Source organism: Natrarchaeobius versutus (assembly GCF_041205745.1).
GTDB lineage: Archaea > Halobacteriota > Halobacteria > Halobacteriales > Natrialbaceae > Natrarchaeobius > Natrarchaeobius versutus.
The window spans coordinates 123,938-140,547 of the sequence record NZ_JBGFCC010000002.1; the positions used below are offsets into that span (position 1 = coordinate 123,938).

Sequence of the window (16,610 nt, forward strand, 5' to 3'; positions counted from 1 at the left end):
CCGGACGCGTCCGTCGTAACGTGTGCAGTGGTAACGGACGTGCGAAACGGATTTTATCGACTACATTCATGATCCAGTATGAGTGAAAAATGGCCGTTCGTTCGTCGAACGCCCGCCAACCCGGGATCGACGTCCGATTCGGGCCCGCGGCGAGATCCCGTGTTGGAGTGGAAACACGACGCTCACGCACGAATATTCGCCACACCGCTCGTCGCCGACGGACGGGTGTACGTCACCACCACCGCACAGTCACACTGGGAGGATATCGGATGCGTTGTCGCGATCGATCGGTCCACCGGGGAACGGGTGTGGATGAGCGCGGCGGAGGCGATGGAGGTCCGCGGCACGCCCGGCCTCTCCGATGGAACCCTCTACGCCGCCGATCTCGACAATCAGGGATTCATCGTGGACGCGATCGACGGACGAACGCGTTGCTTCGACGATGAGATGAGCCCCACACCGGCCGACGGGATCTGTCCGCTCGTCCACGACGAAACGGTGTTTACGACGCCGTACCGGCTGGAGGCCCGCGACGCCGACTCGTGGGAGCTCCGGTGGTCGTTCGACGGGAAAGACGGCGAAATGAGCGTTGTTGAACCTCCCGCGATAGACGGCAGTACCGTCGTCGCCGCCTGCGAGAACGTCACCGGCGAGCGGATCTACGTCGGTCAAGACGACGGGTATCCGACGTATGTCCAAGAGATCGAGCCGTCGCTTCGCGCGTTCGACGCGGACACAGGATCCCTCCGATGGAAGCGGACGCTCCCGGGTCGCGCCCGATCGCCGGCGATCGTCGGCGGCGTCGCGTACCTCACGACCAGGGGTAGCGATCCGCAAGGCAGAAAGCTCACCGCGATCACCCCATGCACGGACGAGCAGCCGATTCCGGACGAGGAACCAACGGACTACCGCACGTTCGGAACCGTCCACGCGATCGACGTCGAAACCGGTACGGAGTACTGGTCGCGGCGACTCGACGATCCGGCCGCGACAATGCCCGCGATCTATCGGGACACCGTCTGCTTCGGAACAGCGGCTGGAACGGTCGCAACGTTCGACGCCGAAACCGGCGAACGCCGGTGGGAAACCCGCGTCAATAACGACGGAAACGTTCTGTCGTGGCCGACTATCGCAACGGACACGGTCTACGTCGGGAGCAGGGACGAAGGCCTCTACGCGCTCGATCGACGCGACGGAAGTATCCTGTGGCAGTTCGAGACCAAATCGGCCGTCGATTCGAACCCGGCGATCGTCGGGGGGACCGTATTCGTCGGCGACAATCGCGGAACCGTCTACGCGATCGGCGGCGAGTGAGAACGTTGGTTTCGCCACACTGGCGGATGCCGCGTAGGAGCAGCCGACTCACCGCTCGTCGATCAGGACGAACTCCTCGTCGTCGCCGTACTCCGTGAGCCACTTTTCGACTTCCAGAAACGTCGGCTCGAGCGCGTACAGCTTCTCGGTCGGTTCGTACTCGACGCGGGGCGGAATCTCGTCGTAGGAGTTCCTGACGAGGAAGCCGGTGTCGACGAGTTCCTCGAGACGGCGAGAGAGCGTGTTCGGGGAGACGTCGATACGCTCCTGGAGCTGGTTGAACCGGATCGGTGGATCGGATTTGATGACGATTTCACAGAGGATATTCAGCGTGTGTGCCCGGCCAAGCAGTGAAAAGAGTTCCGCCGAATCGAGTTTCGCCGCCGACTCGTCCACCCGTTCGTCGCTCATGTCCGGTAGTCGAACGGTAACGGTCTTACTCGTTTCGACCACGTACCGGAAGACGAGACAGGAACACTACCAGATCTGGTAGTGGATATCGATACCGATACTATCGATACTCCCAGCACTGGTATTTGATTCCGATACTGTCACTCGAGAATATTTGTCCTATCCGGCCGTGTCTCCGGATACAGCAGGTAGCGCCACTCGACGCGAACCGCTGACTCGAACAGACGCGGAAGCGCGAGGGACGCTACCGATCGCCTGAGACCGATGACAGAAACGAAAGCTACTACCGAACCGTTCGTACAGCACGTTGGAACTGACTGGGTGCCCGTCGTCCTCCGGGGGCTCGTCGCCCTGCTTCTCGCACCCGCTGCAGTGCTCAAGTTCGTCGACTACAGCGGACAGGCCGCGCTCTTCGCCGAGTATGGGATTCCGGCACCGGAGACCACTGTGTTGCTGATCGGCGCGATCCAGCTTCCGCTCGCGATACTGATCGCCCTCGGCATTGCGGGACGACTCGGCGCGTTGCTGGTGATCCCCATCATGGTGACAGCGATGCTGACGGCGGGCGTCGAGGCGACCAACGTCGTCGTTCTGCTCGGCTGCATCGGAATCGTCCTCCTCGGGACGGGCAACTATTCGCTCTGGGAACCTGAGGACGAACTCGTCAATCGTCGGTGACGGCTGAAACGGGACACTCTCTGTCGTTCTGAGGGCGGTGTTCAGATCGATGTTTCCGATAGCGAACCGCTCGAAACAACCACGAGAACCCTTGCGCGTTCGGTGCCTATGATCCGGAAAAGCAGACACCACGAGCCCGTGAGTTCGGATCGGTACCCGAAAAGCTCGAGAACCACAATAATTATTCTTCCCTCCCAGCAACGTATTGCTGCATTGAACAGCGGCTCGAGACCGATCGTCTCCGCGTAAGCGGCGAATCTGTGACGATCGGTCGGCCGGCCGGCTGTGGGCGTCCCGACGGATGCAGCCGTTCCGTGATCAGCTGTTTCCGCCGGACGTTACGCTTTCGGCCACTGGTATGCGTGCCCCAACCGCCAGCGGTGCGATTCTCGTTCTCGGTCGTCGTGGCCTCGAGTGGCCCGTGATCGAGCCAAGAGAGTGATGCCCGGAATTCGGTGGGTCGCCCATTCCAGGAGCGTTCGTACTGGTTTTCGGGGACACTGACCGCCAGAGCGGATCGCTGCGAACTCAGTTCGCCGGCGATCGCGTTACTTCTGTGGTTCGACGATACTGTCACTACCGCTGCAGTTCGAACCGGCATCGCCGTTTCTCGTCGGTGATCGGCGGATCCACCGAGAGGATCCGACCGATGGGGCACGCGGGTCCAGCGCGTCGATCGCCTGCCGTCGAGCCCCACACCAATGCAACACACGTCACGAGCCGAGTCGTATCGTTTCGAAACCGTTCGCAGCCGTCCGCTGGGTGGTCTGCAGTCTCTCGTCCCACGGTTGGGTGGTCGTCGATGACCGCCGAACGGTCGCGGTTGACACTCGAGTCACGCGTCCCCGACGGCCCGCAGACGTTCGAGTTCCGAACGACTGACGGCGTCCACTCCCCCGACGAGTTCAGGGAGGGGGAACTCGCACTGCTGGAAGCGCTTTGGGGACGGAAACTGGGAACCGTGCTCTGTCTCCAGGCCAACTACGGCGTGGTCGGAACGGTCCTTGCACGTTCCCCAACGGACGTGTTGATGACGGAAACGAGCGTTCGTGCGTCCCGACTCTGCCGGGAGAACGCCGAGCGAAACGACGCGGATGCGGCGGTTTCACTCGTCGAGTCACCGGCCGGTATGGACGCATCGTTCGACACCTGCTGTTACGCACCTCACGAGTACACGCCGATCGACGTCGGGAAACAGCGACTCGTCGACGGTCTCTCGACGCTGGACCCCGGTGGCCGGTGCTATCTCGCCGGGCGAGAATCCGGCGGGGTGAATCGATACGAGCGGTGCCTGAATCGACACTGTCCGACCGTCGAAACCATCTTCGAGCGGGGAGAGTTCCACGTCGTCGTGGGAACCGCCCCCGAATCGTTCGATCGATCTCGGTACGTCGAGTATCGAACCGTTCGAACGACCGTCGGCGGAATCGAACTGACGCTGGCCACGGCACCCGGGCTCTTCTCACCGACGGCGCTCGACGACGGCACGCGCCACCTGCTCGAGACGGCGACGGTTCGAGACGGACAGCGGGTGCTCGACCTCTGCTGTGGATACGGTCCGGTCGGCGCGTACGCTGCACGTGCCGCGGACGTCGAGGTCGTGCTCGCCGACGACGACGTCCGGGCGACTGCCTGTGCAAACCGAACGCTGGATCGTACCGGAGCGACGGGAACCGTCGTTCCGTCCGACGGTATCCGGCAGATCGACGGAACGTTCGACCACGTCCTCTGTAATCCGCCAACGCACGCCGGCAGTGGCGTCCTCTCCGAGCTGTTCGGCGGGGTCCGAGACGTACTCGAGCGAGACGGAACGTTGTCGGTCGTCCACCACCGCAAACTCGATCTCGACCACCAGCTACGCCGCGTCGGGGAAATCGTCGAACGGTTCGAGGGAGAGAACCATACGGTCGTGTCTGTTTCTCCATAGCCTCGAGTCCCCGATTTCGAAATCCAGCGAGACAGGATCGCCCGTCAGGTCCGTCGGGCAGAAATCCAGACAGCCGATGATCGTCTACTGGCGTCGACTGCGGTAATCGACGGCTGACACTCGGATCGAACGACTCCCCCGGCACACCGGAACCGAAGGACGGAGAGTTACGTACTATGACACGTATTGCGTTCAATGACCACTGGAACGGACGACGAACCGAGGAGTCTCTCGCCGGACGACGCCTTCGCCATCTTAGCCGACGAAACGCGCTTCGAGATCGTACGGGCGCTGTGGGAGCTGTACGAACCGGAGGATCCGTCCAACGTGGTGAAGTTCTCGAACTTGTACGATGTGGACACCGGGATTACGTTCTCGGAGCTGTACGAGCGGGTTGGCTACGAGGATACCGGGAACTTCAACTACCACCTCGAGCAGTTAACCGACCACTTCGTACGGCGAACTGAGTCGGGGTACGAACTCACCGAAGCCGGGTTCGAGATCGCCCGGTCGGTCGTCGCCGGGACGGTTCGCAAACGGCCACACTTCGACTCCGTGGAGATCGACGAACGCTGTCCTCGGTGTGAGGCATCCGTCGTCCTGGACTACGAAGACCATCACGTAACCGCCTCCTGTCGCCGGTGTACAGGTATCTGGCAAGACGCTGACGGCGCCGACGGCGTGTTGTTCACGTTTCCGTTCCCGCCGACGGGATTGTCGGACCGAACCCACACGGAGGCGTTTCACGCGGCGCTCGGGTACAACCTCCAGCGGGTTCGGTCGTTCATCGACGGCGTCTGCCCCGACTGCTCCGGCAAGGTCGAAGAATCGTTCGACGTCTGTGCGCTGCACGAACCGGACGACGGCGGCGGATGTCCACACTGTCACCGCCAACACCGTACGGAGGTTGCCGAACACTGTCAGCGGTGTAAATCCGTCGCCCGTGGCCCACTCACGATCGCGATTCTCACCCGCCCGGCGGTGACCGCGTTCTACTCCGACCACGTGATCGACCACCGATTCGCGTCGTGGGAGACGTTTCGATTGGCACAATCGATCGAGGAGGAAATCCTCGAGATCGATCCCGTCCGCATCCGCCTCACCGTCCCCTGTGATGGCGAGTCGCTGGGACTGACCGTCGACGAAGAACGATCGACCCCAGTACGTCGTCGAGTGCGAGGCCGTCGCGGAGGAGGGGCTCCGCACGGCGGACCTCGAGCCGCCCCGGCGGGATCGCGTGACGATCCTGGTGACCGACGAGGAAGAGGAAAAAGAACTCGTCGTCGGCCCACACCCCGGCTGTCTCGCCCTCAGCGAGACCCACCAGCTGTCGATCACACTGGACGGCCAACCGGCTGACCTCGCCAACCTCACCTGGTCCATCGAGGGCGACGGCGACGTTACCCCCGACGACACCTTCGTCCCGTCCGCGGAGGGCCTGGTCGAACTCGAGTTCTGGCTCTCCGACGACCGCAGTGTGAGCGACGGACTGGCGTTCCTTATCAGCGAGGAGTGTAGCGAACTGCACATCGAACTCGCGGAAGGGGGTCGGACCACCACCCACACGTTCACCTGCGTGGACAGCCACGGATTCCCCGGCACCGAGGAGACCGCCTCGAGCGGTATCAACACGTCTCCGGAGCGATGGCGGAACGGGCCCCGACGCTGGGATCCGTACACTCCGGCGCTCGTCGAAGTCCGCCTCTCGATACCAGGCGTCTACCTCCCCACACTCCCGCTCGAGGAGCCACAGGTGGTCTCCGGATACGTCGTCGTGGACATCGAAGACCCCGATGCGATTCCGGACAAGATCAGTTTCGGGGAGTACGTCGACCAGGTCCCGATCACGATCACCCGACGGGTCGTCCCCGAGGGGGGGAACGACGGGAGCGACCTCGACGTTTTCGACGGGGAGTTCGGCCCGTACACGAACGAAAGCGGGTACTACGGCGACATGACCGTCGAGGGGCACTTCACCGGCGTGGGCTGGTTCGAGGATCGCTGTGGCGGGTTCCTCATCGGCCCCCACCGGTAGTCAGCTCTTCCGTTCGTGACTCCCAGCGGATCTCGGTTCGCTCGCGAGAGGACAGGAGGGTGATCGTGCCTCGAGTCGACGACTGCCGGAACGCCGCAGGTCAGCTCGGCGTTCACGGAGTGGGATCGTCCTCGGCGGTCGCGTCCACCGGTTTCAGCGACGGTTCGGCCTCCTCGTCGGCGTGGCGGAATGCCTCGATGAACTTGCTCGAGCGGTTTGCGATGTGATCTATCGCCTCGCTGTCCGGGGGTTATCATCTCGTCGGTAGAAGAGCGACGGCTCGAGTCGTCGCGTTGCGCTCGAAAAGAGTTCGTCTTCCGCCCCAGAATGCGACCCGTCTCGTACTCTGTGCGTCTCTCGGATCCGGTTGGGTCGACGGCGGTCGGATACACGGAAGCGATACGAACAGGTCGATCGCTCCCGGTTCGAGTAGCCGCGACGTCGCCGTTACTCGGTCAACCAGTAGGTCATCGGCGGATTCGGTCGTCCGACGAAACAGTGGCGGGAAAACTCGTGGTGTTCGATAGTGGCCTTCGCCGTTCGGATCGCTTCTTCATCCGGGTCGGTCATGAGTCTGCGGGTCCCGTCGGTGAGTCTCCACTCCCCGCCGGCCGTTTGCTCGACCGTCAAGTTCGTGTGATCGATCGAAATACAGTCCTCCGTGAAGGGAGTTTGACTGAGCGTCGCCGGCCGACCATCGACCAACCAGTAGGCCATCACCGAATCCGGGCGACCGACGAAACAGTGTCGATTGAAACCGTAGAATTCAATGATTTCTTTGGCCGAAAACGCGTCACTCATCGACTCGAGTTCCAGCAATTGGTGAGTATCTTCAATTACTCGGGCAACAGTTTTCCAGCGGCCGTCCGGTTCCTCGACACGTGCTCGAACGACATTCAGATTATCCGGGTCGAAACTGATACAGTCCTCTTCGAGTGACGTGGGAGGGTCGTCTGCGTCTTCGCCGGCTTCGTCCCTGGAGTCGTCTGCGTCTTCGCCGGCTTCGTCCCTGGAGTCGTCTGCGTCTTCGCCGGCTTCGTCCCCGGAGTCGTCTGCGTCTTCGCCGGCTTCGTCATCTGCGTCCCCACCGTAATCTCCCTCATCGACACCACCATCGTCGTCAGCGTTACCATCACCACCGTCAGAATTACCATTCGTCCCTTGTGGATCGGAGTCGCCGGTCGCCCCGTCGTCAGACGTGTCGACTGTGGGGTCACCCCCAGAACCGGCTTCCGAGCTGTCGTCATCAGCGCCGAATCCCATCTCGATCCCGTCTTCGTTGATAGCAATACACCCGGCTAGCGACGCACCCACCGAGGTGACCGCAGCAGCACGAAGGAGCGACCGACGCTTCAGGTGATTATCCGACTCATCGGTCGTCACGCCCCACCCCCTGTAGTTGCTGGATCACTGACTGAGACCGTTCCCGTACACTCCCCATAAAATTCATAAATAAAGTTATGAATAATCTATTATAAAAATTCCGGCCGAAACCGATCCTCATCTGATAAGACCGACTATCGTCGATCTATGAGGAGGCCCCCGACGCCAACGTGACGTTCGACTACGACGCGGCCCATCCGCGGGCACAACAGTTCGATCTCGCCCGCTTCGACGACGATCGACCTTCGAAGGTGGTGAGAAGCCACCGACTCGAGCGCATCTGTCCCGAACCGCTACTGTTCGAACAACGTCGCGGATCGATCTACTCCTCGCTATAGTAGCCACTGCAGGTCTTGCACACCTGATCGCCAGACGGGTCGGCGATCAGTGTGTACATCGTTGCAGTTGTTACTATAGTCAGATCGTCCCAAGCGACGGCTCCCGTGTCGTCCTATGAGAGTGACTGTTTACACTATGGAATCGAGAGCGCCGTCGACGCACGGTACAGTATCACCGACTAACCGGTCGCGATCGCCTGACTATGGGTTTATCATCGTCGTGGACCTACGTTCACTTCGGTGAATCCCATGCTGTTCGTAGTTACCGCACACCACAGCGCAGACAACTGCTGGGCGCGTTCGGAGAACGAAGAGAAGGGCGAAGGCTGGGTCGACGGGATGGACGAGACGGCCGAAGAAGCCGGCGTCGAACTCCACGGCGCGTACGTCACGCCGAACGAGCACGCGTTCTACTTCGTCCTCGAGGCCGACAGCTTCGAGGCGGTGACCTCGTTTCTCGGACCGCCGTTCCTGCAGGACCACGAGGCCCACGTGGCGCCGGTCATGCCGTTAGGCGACGCGCCCCAGATCGTCCTCGAAAACTGAACGGGGTAAATCGGTGGCCTCGGCACTCATAGGGCTCGTCACTACCGGGTGCCGAGTCCAGTTCGGAGCGGGTGCATCGTCATCGGCCAGGAGATCGTTGGTCCCTCGAGCAAAAGAGCGTTCGGTGATCGAGATTTGCCCAGTCACTCGGGTGCACACCCAGTCCCAGGCTTCGGCTGGAAGCGAAATCATGCGGTGAACGTCGGCTTGGTCGTGAGTTCAGCCTCGCGAGGGATCTACGTCCGGTGGGCCGGCGGAACTGATCGTTCGCTCGGGCGACTCGAGACGCCGCCGGGGCCGAGCGTAACGCGTGCGGCGGCGCCGATGCCGAGGACGCCGATGGCGAGCCCGATCGCGGTGCCGAGGTAGGGGATCGGCACGATGAGCGCGCTGAGTAAGCTGCCGGCGAAGATGCCGATCCAGACGTTGTCGGCGATCAGTCGGTTCGCGATGACGGTGCCGACGACGACGAAACCCACGGTGGTCCAGATCACCTCCACGGCGATCGCGATCACGATCAGCGGGAGACCGACGATCGCGCCGATGATCGTTACGGTGAGCAACCCGCCGATGAACTGGAGCATCCAGATGCCGATAATGGCGAGTACGCCGAAGACGAGCGAAAAAACCGGGCTGTATCGGGCGGTTCGCGCCGCCTGGTGGCTCCAGTCAGGAAAGAGGACAAACAGCGAGATGCCGACGAACGCCGTCAGGGCGAACTCGAGGACCATCAACAGGGAAAGCGGGAGGGTGTCGAGGAACGATCCGGCCCCGACGTCGGCGGCGGTGACGACGCCCGGGATCGACAACACGAGGAGGCTCGACAGGAAGAGGACCTTCGTATTAGCCATACGACAATTCTCGAGTGGGCTGGTAAATTAATGTCGTTGTGTAGTCAGAACAGCTCGACGTGGCGATGACCGTTTCGATCGAGAACGTGTACACGCTTCGAGGGCACAGCATCGGGATCGGTCTCTCGAGTGCGAGAAGACGACAACGACTTAAGCCTCGTGCGGACGCACTTCGAGAGAGATGGCAGACGAAAGTGGGTCGGACGACTCGACCGGAACCGAACGGGTCGCCACCGAGGAGACGGCGAACGAACACTCTGCCGGCGAAGAAACCGGAAACGGACAGTCAGTCCTGCCGTCGAACCGAGACCCCGTGGACGTCAGCTTCGTCGTCCCGGCGCGAAACGAGGCGGCGTACCTCCGTGGAACCCTCGCCAGTCTCGCCGGGCTCGATACGGCATACGAGTACGAGGTGATCGTCGTCGACGGCGACTCGAGCGACGCGACGCCCGCGATTGCCAGAGAGTACGATGCGACCGTCCACACAGAGACGAACGGAACCATCGCGCGGGCACGGAACCTGGGTGCCGAGCGCGCGAGCGGAGAGTGGGTCGCGTTCGTCGACGCCGATACGCGGGTCCGGGCGACGTATCTAACTCGGATGCTCGGCTATCTCGAGGCGAACGACCTGGCCGCGGCGAGTTCGTACTGTCGGATGGCCGGCCCCCGCCGTGCGAAACTGATGGAGGCGACGATCAATCACGTGTTCCCACGACTCGAGCGTCCGATTCTCCCCGGTTTCAACTGCTTCGTCGACCGAGAAGCCTTTCAAGAGATCGGTGGGTTTCCGTCGGTTCCAAACGAGGACACCGCCTTCAGCCGCCGGCTCGGTCGGCGGTACCCAACGGGATACTGTCCGCAGGTGCTCGTCGAGAGCTCCGGCAGACGAGTCGCCGAGATGGGGTTGATCGGAACGCTCTCTCACTACCTTCGGCTGGACGCCGAACGGGTCCGTACGACGCCCGTCGGCGGGCGTCGCTGACAGCGGACGAGGGTGGATCGGACCACCGTGAGACGGGCCGTCTCAGACGGACTGCTGTGATCGACAGCAGTTCATACCGCACCCGTCGCCTCCCCGGCCGCGCATCCTCGTGGCGATCGCTTTTGTTTCTCGACGTCCATCCGACACCGTGACGGTTCCACCCGAAGCCGAACGACTGCTCGAGAGCGAGCCCCTGATGGCGCATCTTGGAACCTGCCTCGAGGGCCGACCACACGTCGCCCCCGTCTGGTATCGCTACGAAGACGGGTTCGTCGAGATCGTGACGACGGGGCGAAAGCTCGCCAACGTCCGCGAAAATCCCCGCGTCGCCCTCTCGATCCAGGCCGACGAGGGCGGCGACGCCCGCTGGATGGTGTCGGTACTCGGGACGGCGACGGTCGTCGAGGACGAGGCGGAGGCGACGGCGGCTCGCCGGCGAATCAACGAGAAGTACGGCGCGACGGCGGACGCCTACGAGGAGAACACCCTGGTCCGGATCGACGTCGGGTCGGCGACCTACCGGACGTACTGATCGCCCACCCGCTCAGTCTCGATTGGACACCCCGTCGACGATCAGCGGGCGATCGACGGCCGGGCGGGACCGATCCGCAACCGGAAGCCGAATCCGGTATTACGTTCGCCCGCGAACTATCGGCCCATGGTGACGACGCTGGCGCCGTTGCTCGTCGAGATCGGAGCGACGATCGAGGAAACGAGCGGCATCCTCCAGTACGCCCTGGTATTCGTCCTCGCGGCGATTCCGCTCCTCGAGGTTCTGGTCGTCGTTCCGATCGCGATCGGCCTCGGCCTCGACCCCGTCGCGACGGGCGTCCTCGCATTCGCCGGAAACGCCCTCTCCGTCTGCGGACTCGTCGTCTTTCACCGGCGACTGAGCGAGTGGTGGCACGCGAGACGCGGGACCGATGGGGCGGAAAAGCGAGATCGCTACGCTCGAGCGCGTCGGCTCTGGGACCGGTACGGGTTGCCGGGACTGTCGATCGGCGGACCGATTCTGACCGGCGTCCACGTCGCCGCGCTCGTCGCGCTGTTCGCCGGCAGTCGAGACCGAGCAGTGATCGGGTGGATGACCGTCGGCATCGGCGCGTGGACGGCCATTCTGGTCGCCGGCTCGGTGTTCGGCTTCTCGGTCCTGGGCCTGCTCTGAGGGTCTCGACGTGGAATCGTTCGCGGAACGGAATCCTGCTTGTCGCGTGCATGGAGGACCGGGCGTGCGTGGCAGGAGCCGAGGTCCAATCGACACCGATATCCGTAGCGAGATTCTCGGTCCGATCGATTCGATGCGCACCGCGCTGTAGTTGGGCCTGAATCGCAGGCCCACGATCGGCTCGCTCACTCGAGAGCGGGAGCTGTTCGATTCACTATCGGCGACAACCGTTGCCCACGGGACATCCTGCGACACAGTTTTAACGAGCGACCCGCTCGACGATCGAAGACACCCCATGAGAGCGAAGACACACTATGGACGGCGCAGACGGCAGGCGACCACGCGATCGGTCCACGGAGTACAGCACGCACGACGAACGACAGTCTAAGAGAGGGAACCCGGTTCGCGTCTCGAGACAACCAATCCGAACGAGGGCCGAGCTGAAACCGACGAGCACACCGAGCGATCGAACGATGTGGGCGAGGGCCGGGCTGAAACCGACGAGCACACCGAACAACTGCCCGCCCGCTGGAGGGAGTGCGTGACCGACGCTTCGAACCGGTCGACACGGTTTACGGAGGGGGCGCTCGCGTGGCCGTTGCTCGCCCTGGCCGGGCCGCTGATGGCGACGCAACTGTTACAGGTCGTCTACAACCTCACCGATACGTTCTGGGTGGGACAACTCGGAACGGAGCCGGTGACCGCCCTGTCGTTCTCTTGGCCGATCATCTTCTTGGTGGTGAGCGTCGGCGGCGGGATGACGACCGCGGGAACGATCCTCGTCTCCCAGCACGTCGGAGCTGGGGACGACGACCGGGTGACTCACGTCGCCGGACAGACACTCGGCTTCGCGTTGTCCATCGCCGTCGCTGGCGCGGCCCTCGGAACCGTCTTCACACCGCAGTTACTCGCCGCCATCGGGACCACGCCGGGGACGACGGTCCACGGTCTCGCGGTCACCTACACCTAGATCGTCTTCCTCGGGATGCCCGTCACTGTGAGTTTCTATGTCTTCCTCTCGCTCCTTCGTGGCTGGGGCGATACGAAGACGCCGATGTACCTGGCAACGCTCAGCGTCGCGCTCAACATCGCGGTCGATCCGTTCGTCGTCCTGGGGTTCGTCGACAACCCGCTGTTTGGCTGGTTCGGACTCGAGGGACTCGAGTCGGCGCTGTTCGCCGCGACCGGCTTTACCGGCTTTGGCGTCGCGGGAGCGGCGCTGGCGACGGTCGTCTCGCAGGGCGTCGCCGCCGTAGTCGGTCTGTGGCTCCTGTTCAGCGGCCGCGTCGGCATCCACCTCGCGCTCTCTGACCTCCGTCCGGAGGGCGCGACGATCCGAAAGATCACCTGCATCGCCACCCCTGGAGCCATCGACCAGAGCACGGAATCGATCGCCGCCATCGTGATGACGATACTCATCGCCACCGTGAGCGCCGATGCGGTCGCCGCCTACGGCATCGGCAACCGGTTCATCTCGCTCGTCTGGCTTCCCACTGTCGCGATGGGGATGGCCGTCGAGACCGTCGTCGGGCAGAACCTGGGCGATGGGCGTCAAAAGCGCGCCCGTCACACAGTGTACGTCGCCACTACGATCCTCTCGAGTGCCTTCCTCGTCGCCGGTGCGCTGACGATCGTCTTCGCCCGCCCCATCGTCGACACGTTCGTCACCGGACCCGGAGCCGGTGCGATCGTCGACCACGGTGAGACGTTTCTCCGAATCGTCGCGCCGACGTGGGCCGTCATGGCCGTCTATCACGTGATGAACGGAGCGTTCTACGGCTCCGGGTCGACCCGGATGGCGATGGGAATCGGCGTGACGACCCTGTGGGGAGCCAGGGCGGTGTTCGCCGCGGCGTTCGTCCTCGCAGTCGGTCTCGGTGCGACCGGCGCGTGGTACGCCATTGCGCTCTCGAACGTCACCGCAGCGCTCGTTGGCGCGTACTTTTTCTACCGAGGACGGTGGCTCGAGAACGTTCTCGAAGAACGAACGAAAGAGCAATAGACGTCAAAACGCCGGCGTTAAAAGGCTAAGGCGGACGCGAGTGACGCGCCGGAAAGGAGCTATCCCTCGAGTCGCTCCCTCGCGGCGGCGACGACCAGCGGGAACGCGATCGAGGCGTCGCTGTAAATCGAGACGTTCTCGGCGTCTGTCTCGAGTTTGCCCCACGAACGGGCCTCGTCGAGCGTCGCGCCGGAGAGGCCGCCGGTCTGTTTGGGGTCCATCGTGATCTGGACGGCGTAGTCGTAGGCGTCGGGCGTGACGAGCATCGTCTGGAGGGTGAAGTTCTTGGGGACGCCGCCGCCGACGAGAAACGCCCCGGCCTCGTCGGCTTCGAACGCGATGTCAGTAAGTGGCGACATATCCGAGAGCGCGTCGAGGGTAAACGGCGACGTCTGAGAGTACATCCAGGCCTGCAGTCCGAGGACGGAGTCCTGGACGGCCGGACAGTAGATCGGGACGTCACACTCGAAGGCCGCGGCGGCGATCCCCGCGTCCTCGTCGACGTCGTCGCGCTCGTTTACGTCGGCGTTCGCCCGACCGAGTTCCTCGGTGAGCCGTTGGATCGAGACCGGACCGTCTTCTTCACACTCGGCCTCGAGCACGGGAAAGACCTCCTCGCGGAGGTGGGACTCGAACGTCGCGAAGTACTCCTGGGGGAGGTAAACGTTGTAGATCCGGTCGACGCCCTCCTCGCGGAGGGTTTCGTCGTGTTCGCGCTCGGTCTTGCCCTCGGGGGTGACACAGCCGTGGTGGTGTTTGCCGCCGATTGCCTCGATGCTGTCGTGGGTGAGGTTCGCCCCCGTCGTCACGAGGACGTCGATGTAACCGTCGCGGATCAGATCGGAGACGATCCGGCGCATACCGGTCGGGACCATCGCACCCGCAAGGCCGAAAAAGACGGTTACGTCGTCGTCGAACATCGCTTCGGTGACGTCGACGGCCTCGTGAAGGGCCGCACCACCCAGGCCGACCTCGCCGTACTCGTCGGCGAGTTCGCCGACCGTCATCCCCGCCTCGACCTCGGCGTGGCCGATCGGATCGTGAGAAAACGTCTCGCGCTCTGGATCGTGGTGTCCGTGGTCGTGCTCGTCGCTGTCCTCGCTCATGAGAAGCCGTCCGTCGGCCAGCGCTTTGAACGCCCCGATTCGGCCGAAAGCGAACTGCAAGACGCGACGACGAGTCACGAGCAAACGAAAGAACGGTCGCTAACAGGCGTCGGTCGGATCCGCGGACGCCGTCGCAATCGGCACACCTTCGTAGTACAGCGTAACCGTCGCCTCCCCCTCGGCTGTCCCGACCCAGAACGTCTCGGCGCTAGCCAAGCTGTCCTCGACCGTAATCGCGCCCGTCTCGCCGGTCTCGGCGACGCGGTAGACGAACGTCAGATCGTCGTCGGTCGCGTTGTGGACGTACCACTGCGCGCGGCCGTTCTGGAGGTCAGTACACTCGAGGTCGAGTGCGACCTCCCCACGCGGGATGCAAGCGCGTCGGGTCGCGCTGTCGCGTCGATCGACCGTCTTGCCCTGATAAAAGAGCGCGACAGATGCCTCGCCGCCAGGTGCGAAGACCTCGAAGTAGGTCGCGCTCGTCGCCTCGACGGGGACCGAGCCGGACCGATCTGTTCCGGCAACCGCATACTGGACCATCACGGGACCGTCGCCCCGGTTGTCGACCCGGTATCGAGCGAGGTTCGTCTCCGCGTCGACGCAAACGGGAGCGAGCCCGAGGGAGTTCGGACCGACGTCGTCGGTTTTCTCGTGGCGTTTCGATCCCGCGGCGTCCATCGCACAGCCCCGGTTCTCGACGGTCTCGCCGTCGATCGTCACCGAGAGCACCTGATCTCCGGCACCGAGTGGCCGGTCGTAAAACTGGAAGGCGGAGAACGTCCACGCGTAGGCGATTTCGCCCGACGTCTGGACCGCCTGGAGATCGTCGATCGTGATTCTCGTAAGTACGTTCTCGATCCGATTCTTCCGCGCGTTGTACGTCCGGATGCGGACGTCCACCAGAGAGTCGCCTTCCATGCGAACGACGGGCGCCGAGACGTAACCGCCCTCGTCGTCGCGAACCGGGAACGCCGCGTCGCCGTTCTCGAGTGGGATCTCGATCGCGTCGTCGGCTTTACCCACCGCAGGTAACTCGAGAAAGCCGCCGCCTTTCAGCGGAATCTCGTAGTAGCCGTCGCCGTTCCCGGCGTACTTGATCGCGAGCGATTCGTCCGTTCGATTTCCGATCGGGACGGTGACCGTCCGGGTGGTCTCGACGACCGGGCCGTCGCTCCGGACGATCAGTTCGGCGTAGTCGTCGTGGACTCCCACAATCGGTACCGCGAGATACGCGTTTCCGGCCGTGATCGCCAGCAGGGCGGTGTTCTCGAGCGTACCCGCGGTCGGCACCTCGAGGTAGCCGTTTCGCCTCCAGGTCGGGAGCGTGACGTGGCCGCTCGCCGCGGGTTCGACGAAATCCCGGTCGAACGAGACCGTCGTCGAGTAACAGTCATCGAACGCGACGCTCGAGACGCCGTCTCCGGTCGGATCGCCGTCGTGATCTTTCTTCGCCGTTCCGTCGCGTTCGTTCTCGTCGTCACGAGTTCTCCCGACGCCTGCACTCGCCGTCGTCGTCCCGAACTCGGTGGCGCCGATCAACCCGCCAGTCGCTACGATTGCTTCGAGACATCGTCGCCTGGAGAGACGGTGTTCGCCTGTCATAGTCGCCTCCGGCCACCAGCGGGGACTCCGGTCGGCCGCGAGTATCGATATCGCCGTCGAGCGAACAGTTTGTAATCGGTGAACTACTCGATGGCACGAGAGTGATACTTGCCGAACGGTTCGACGACGATGACAGTCTCGTCGCCACAACCGTCCGGTACGGCGTCGCCGGCCGTCGCGGCGAGCAAAGCCGCCGGTTCACACCGGCTAGGGCTCGCCTTCGACCGGTGAACGGCCACGAAACAAATGGAAAGAGACCCCTTACTCGGA

The 16,610-nt window shown here is 63.3% G+C and carries 17 protein-coding genes; 12 read left to right on the plus strand and 5 right to left on the minus strand.

All coding sequences use genetic code 11. The features are described 5' to 3' along the window. Positions 1-78: 78 nt before the first annotated feature. The gene (locus AB7C87_RS05925; RefSeq protein WP_369728502.1) at positions 79-1,314 is read left to right on the plus strand and encodes an outer membrane protein assembly factor BamB family protein; all 1,236 of its coding nucleotides are present in this window, start codon (positions 79-81) and stop codon (positions 1,312-1,314) included. Positions 1,315-1,362: 48 nt separating this feature from the next. On the opposite strand, the gene AB7C87_RS05930 is transcribed toward AB7C87_RS05925, so the two are convergent. Next, complete coding sequence (locus tag AB7C87_RS05930; protein ID WP_369728503.1) at positions 1,363-1,725, minus strand: winged helix-turn-helix transcriptional regulator; 363 nt, start codon at positions 1,723-1,725, stop codon at positions 1,363-1,365. A 264-nt stretch (positions 1,726-1,989) separates the two neighbouring features. Between AB7C87_RS05930 and AB7C87_RS05935 the strand changes: the two genes are divergently transcribed. The 4 genes from AB7C87_RS05935 to AB7C87_RS05950 all read left to right on the plus strand — a co-directional run bounded on the left by AB7C87_RS05935 (position 1,990) and on the right by AB7C87_RS05950 (position 6,365). Beyond that, entirely contained in the window at positions 1,990-2,403 is a 414-nt protein-coding gene (locus tag AB7C87_RS05935) for a DoxX family protein (protein ID WP_369728504.1), read from the plus strand. An 802-nt stretch (positions 2,404-3,205) separates the two neighbouring features. Next, on the plus strand, positions 3,206-4,330 hold the full coding sequence (locus tag AB7C87_RS05940; protein ID WP_369728505.1) for a methyltransferase: 1,125 nt from the start codon (positions 3,206-3,208) through the stop codon (positions 4,328-4,330). A 195-nt stretch (positions 4,331-4,525) separates the two neighbouring features. Beyond that, positions 4,526-5,689, plus strand: coding sequence for a winged helix-turn-helix domain-containing protein (locus tag AB7C87_RS05945; RefSeq protein ID WP_369728506.1), 1,164 nt, complete (start codon positions 4,526-4,528; stop codon positions 5,687-5,689). Continuing rightward, positions 5,580-6,365, plus strand: coding sequence for a hypothetical protein (locus AB7C87_RS05950; protein WP_369728507.1), 786 nt, complete (start codon positions 5,580-5,582; stop codon positions 6,363-6,365). Before AB7C87_RS05945 ends, AB7C87_RS05950 begins: the two co-directional genes overlap by 110 nt. A gap of 447 nt (positions 6,366-6,812) precedes the next feature. Here the strand turns inward: AB7C87_RS05950 and AB7C87_RS05955 are convergent, their stop codons facing one another. Beyond that, positions 6,813-7,628 (minus strand): hypothetical protein, encoded by an 816-nt coding sequence (locus tag AB7C87_RS05955; protein ID WP_369728508.1) that lies wholly within the window; start codon positions 7,626-7,628, stop codon positions 6,813-6,815. 290 nt (positions 7,629-7,918) lie between these two features. Between AB7C87_RS05955 and AB7C87_RS05960 the strand changes: the two genes are divergently transcribed. Both AB7C87_RS05960 and AB7C87_RS05965 read left to right on the plus strand, forming a co-directional pair. After that, positions 7,919-8,086: a hypothetical protein gene (locus tag AB7C87_RS05960; protein WP_369728509.1), complete on the plus strand. Its 168-nt coding sequence runs from the start codon at positions 7,919-7,921 to the stop codon at positions 8,084-8,086. Positions 8,087-8,335: 249 nt separating this feature from the next. Then, positions 8,336-8,632 carry a DUF3303 domain-containing protein gene (locus AB7C87_RS05965; RefSeq protein ID WP_369728510.1) on the plus strand — a complete coding sequence of 99 codons (297 nt, stop codon included), beginning with the start codon at positions 8,336-8,338 and terminating at the stop codon, positions 8,630-8,632. 236 nt (positions 8,633-8,868) lie between these two features. Here the strand turns inward: AB7C87_RS05965 and AB7C87_RS05970 are convergent, their stop codons facing one another. After that, on the minus strand, positions 8,869-9,483 hold the full coding sequence (locus AB7C87_RS05970; protein ID WP_369728511.1) for a DUF8173 domain-containing protein: 615 nt from the start codon (positions 9,481-9,483) through the stop codon (positions 8,869-8,871). Positions 9,484-9,664: 181 nt separating this feature from the next. Between AB7C87_RS05970 and AB7C87_RS05975 the strand changes: the two genes are divergently transcribed. From AB7C87_RS05975 to AB7C87_RS05995, 5 genes are all read left to right on the plus strand, one after another. Further along, positions 9,665-10,465: a glycosyltransferase family 2 protein gene (locus tag AB7C87_RS05975; protein WP_369728512.1), complete on the plus strand. Its 801-nt coding sequence runs from the start codon at positions 9,665-9,667 to the stop codon at positions 10,463-10,465. A gap of 148 nt (positions 10,466-10,613) precedes the next feature. Then, positions 10,614-10,997, plus strand: coding sequence for a pyridoxamine 5'-phosphate oxidase family protein (locus tag AB7C87_RS05980; RefSeq protein ID WP_369728513.1), 384 nt, complete (start codon positions 10,614-10,616; stop codon positions 10,995-10,997). A 126-nt stretch (positions 10,998-11,123) separates the two neighbouring features. Next, the gene (locus AB7C87_RS05985) at positions 11,124-11,630 is read left to right on the plus strand and encodes a small multi-drug export protein (protein ID WP_369728514.1); all 507 of its coding nucleotides are present in this window, start codon (positions 11,124-11,126) and stop codon (positions 11,628-11,630) included. Positions 11,631-12,171: 541 nt separating this feature from the next. Next, the gene (locus AB7C87_RS05990) at positions 12,172-12,600 is read left to right on the plus strand and encodes an MATE family efflux transporter (RefSeq protein WP_369728515.1); all 429 of its coding nucleotides are present in this window, start codon (positions 12,172-12,174) and stop codon (positions 12,598-12,600) included. Positions 12,601-12,627: 27 nt separating this feature from the next. Further along, positions 12,628-13,632 carry an MATE family efflux transporter gene (locus AB7C87_RS05995; protein WP_369728516.1) on the plus strand — a complete coding sequence of 335 codons (1,005 nt, stop codon included), beginning with the start codon at positions 12,628-12,630 and terminating at the stop codon, positions 13,630-13,632. Positions 13,633-13,691: 59 nt separating this feature from the next. Here AB7C87_RS05995 and AB7C87_RS06000 read toward each other — a convergent pair whose 3' ends face one another. Together AB7C87_RS06000 and AB7C87_RS06005 are read right to left on the minus strand one after the other, a co-directional pair. Continuing rightward, a complete protein-coding gene (locus AB7C87_RS06000) occupies positions 13,692-14,738 on the minus strand; it encodes a deoxyhypusine synthase (RefSeq protein ID WP_369728898.1) in 1,047 nt (348 codons plus the stop codon). A gap of 99 nt (positions 14,739-14,837) precedes the next feature. Next, positions 14,838-16,340 carry a hypothetical protein gene (locus tag AB7C87_RS06005; protein WP_369728517.1) on the minus strand — a complete coding sequence of 501 codons (1,503 nt, stop codon included), beginning with the start codon at positions 16,338-16,340 and terminating at the stop codon, positions 14,838-14,840. Between the last annotated feature and the right edge of the window lie 270 nt (positions 16,341-16,610).

Excerpts from the sequence above, each read along its gene's own strand:
- AB7C87_RS05955 (WP_369728508.1), bottom strand. The coding sequence starts at position 7,628 with ATGGGATTCGGCGCTGATGACGACAGCTCGGAAGCCGGTTCTGGGGGT.
- AB7C87_RS05925 (WP_369728502.1), top strand. The coding sequence starts at position 79 with ATGAGTGAAAAATGGCCGTTCGTTCGTCGAACGCCCGCCAACCCGGGA.
- AB7C87_RS06000 (WP_369728898.1), bottom strand. The coding sequence starts at position 14,738 with ATGAGCGAGGACAGCGACGAGCACGACCACGGACACCACGATCCAGAG.
- AB7C87_RS05945 (WP_369728506.1), top strand. The coding sequence starts at position 4,526 with ATGACCACTGGAACGGACGACGAACCGAGGAGTCTCTCGCCGGACGAC.
- AB7C87_RS05965 (WP_369728510.1), top strand. The coding sequence starts at position 8,336 with ATGCTGTTCGTAGTTACCGCACACCACAGCGCAGACAACTGCTGGGCG.
- AB7C87_RS05985 (WP_369728514.1), top strand. The coding sequence starts at position 11,124 with ATGGTGACGACGCTGGCGCCGTTGCTCGTCGAGATCGGAGCGACGATC.
- AB7C87_RS05970 (WP_369728511.1), bottom strand. The coding sequence starts at position 9,483 with ATGGCTAATACGAAGGTCCTCTTCCTGTCGAGCCTCCTCGTGTTGTCG.
- AB7C87_RS05940 (WP_369728505.1), top strand. The coding sequence starts at position 3,206 with ATGACCGCCGAACGGTCGCGGTTGACACTCGAGTCACGCGTCCCCGAC.
- AB7C87_RS05975 (WP_369728512.1), top strand. The coding sequence starts at position 9,665 with ATGGCAGACGAAAGTGGGTCGGACGACTCGACCGGAACCGAACGGGTC.
- AB7C87_RS05930 (WP_369728503.1), bottom strand. The coding sequence starts at position 1,725 with ATGAGCGACGAACGGGTGGACGAGTCGGCGGCGAAACTCGATTCGGCG.
- AB7C87_RS05935 (WP_369728504.1), top strand. The coding sequence starts at position 1,990 with ATGACAGAAACGAAAGCTACTACCGAACCGTTCGTACAGCACGTTGGA.
- AB7C87_RS06005 (WP_369728517.1), bottom strand. The coding sequence starts at position 16,340 with ATGACAGGCGAACACCGTCTCTCCAGGCGACGATGTCTCGAAGCAATC.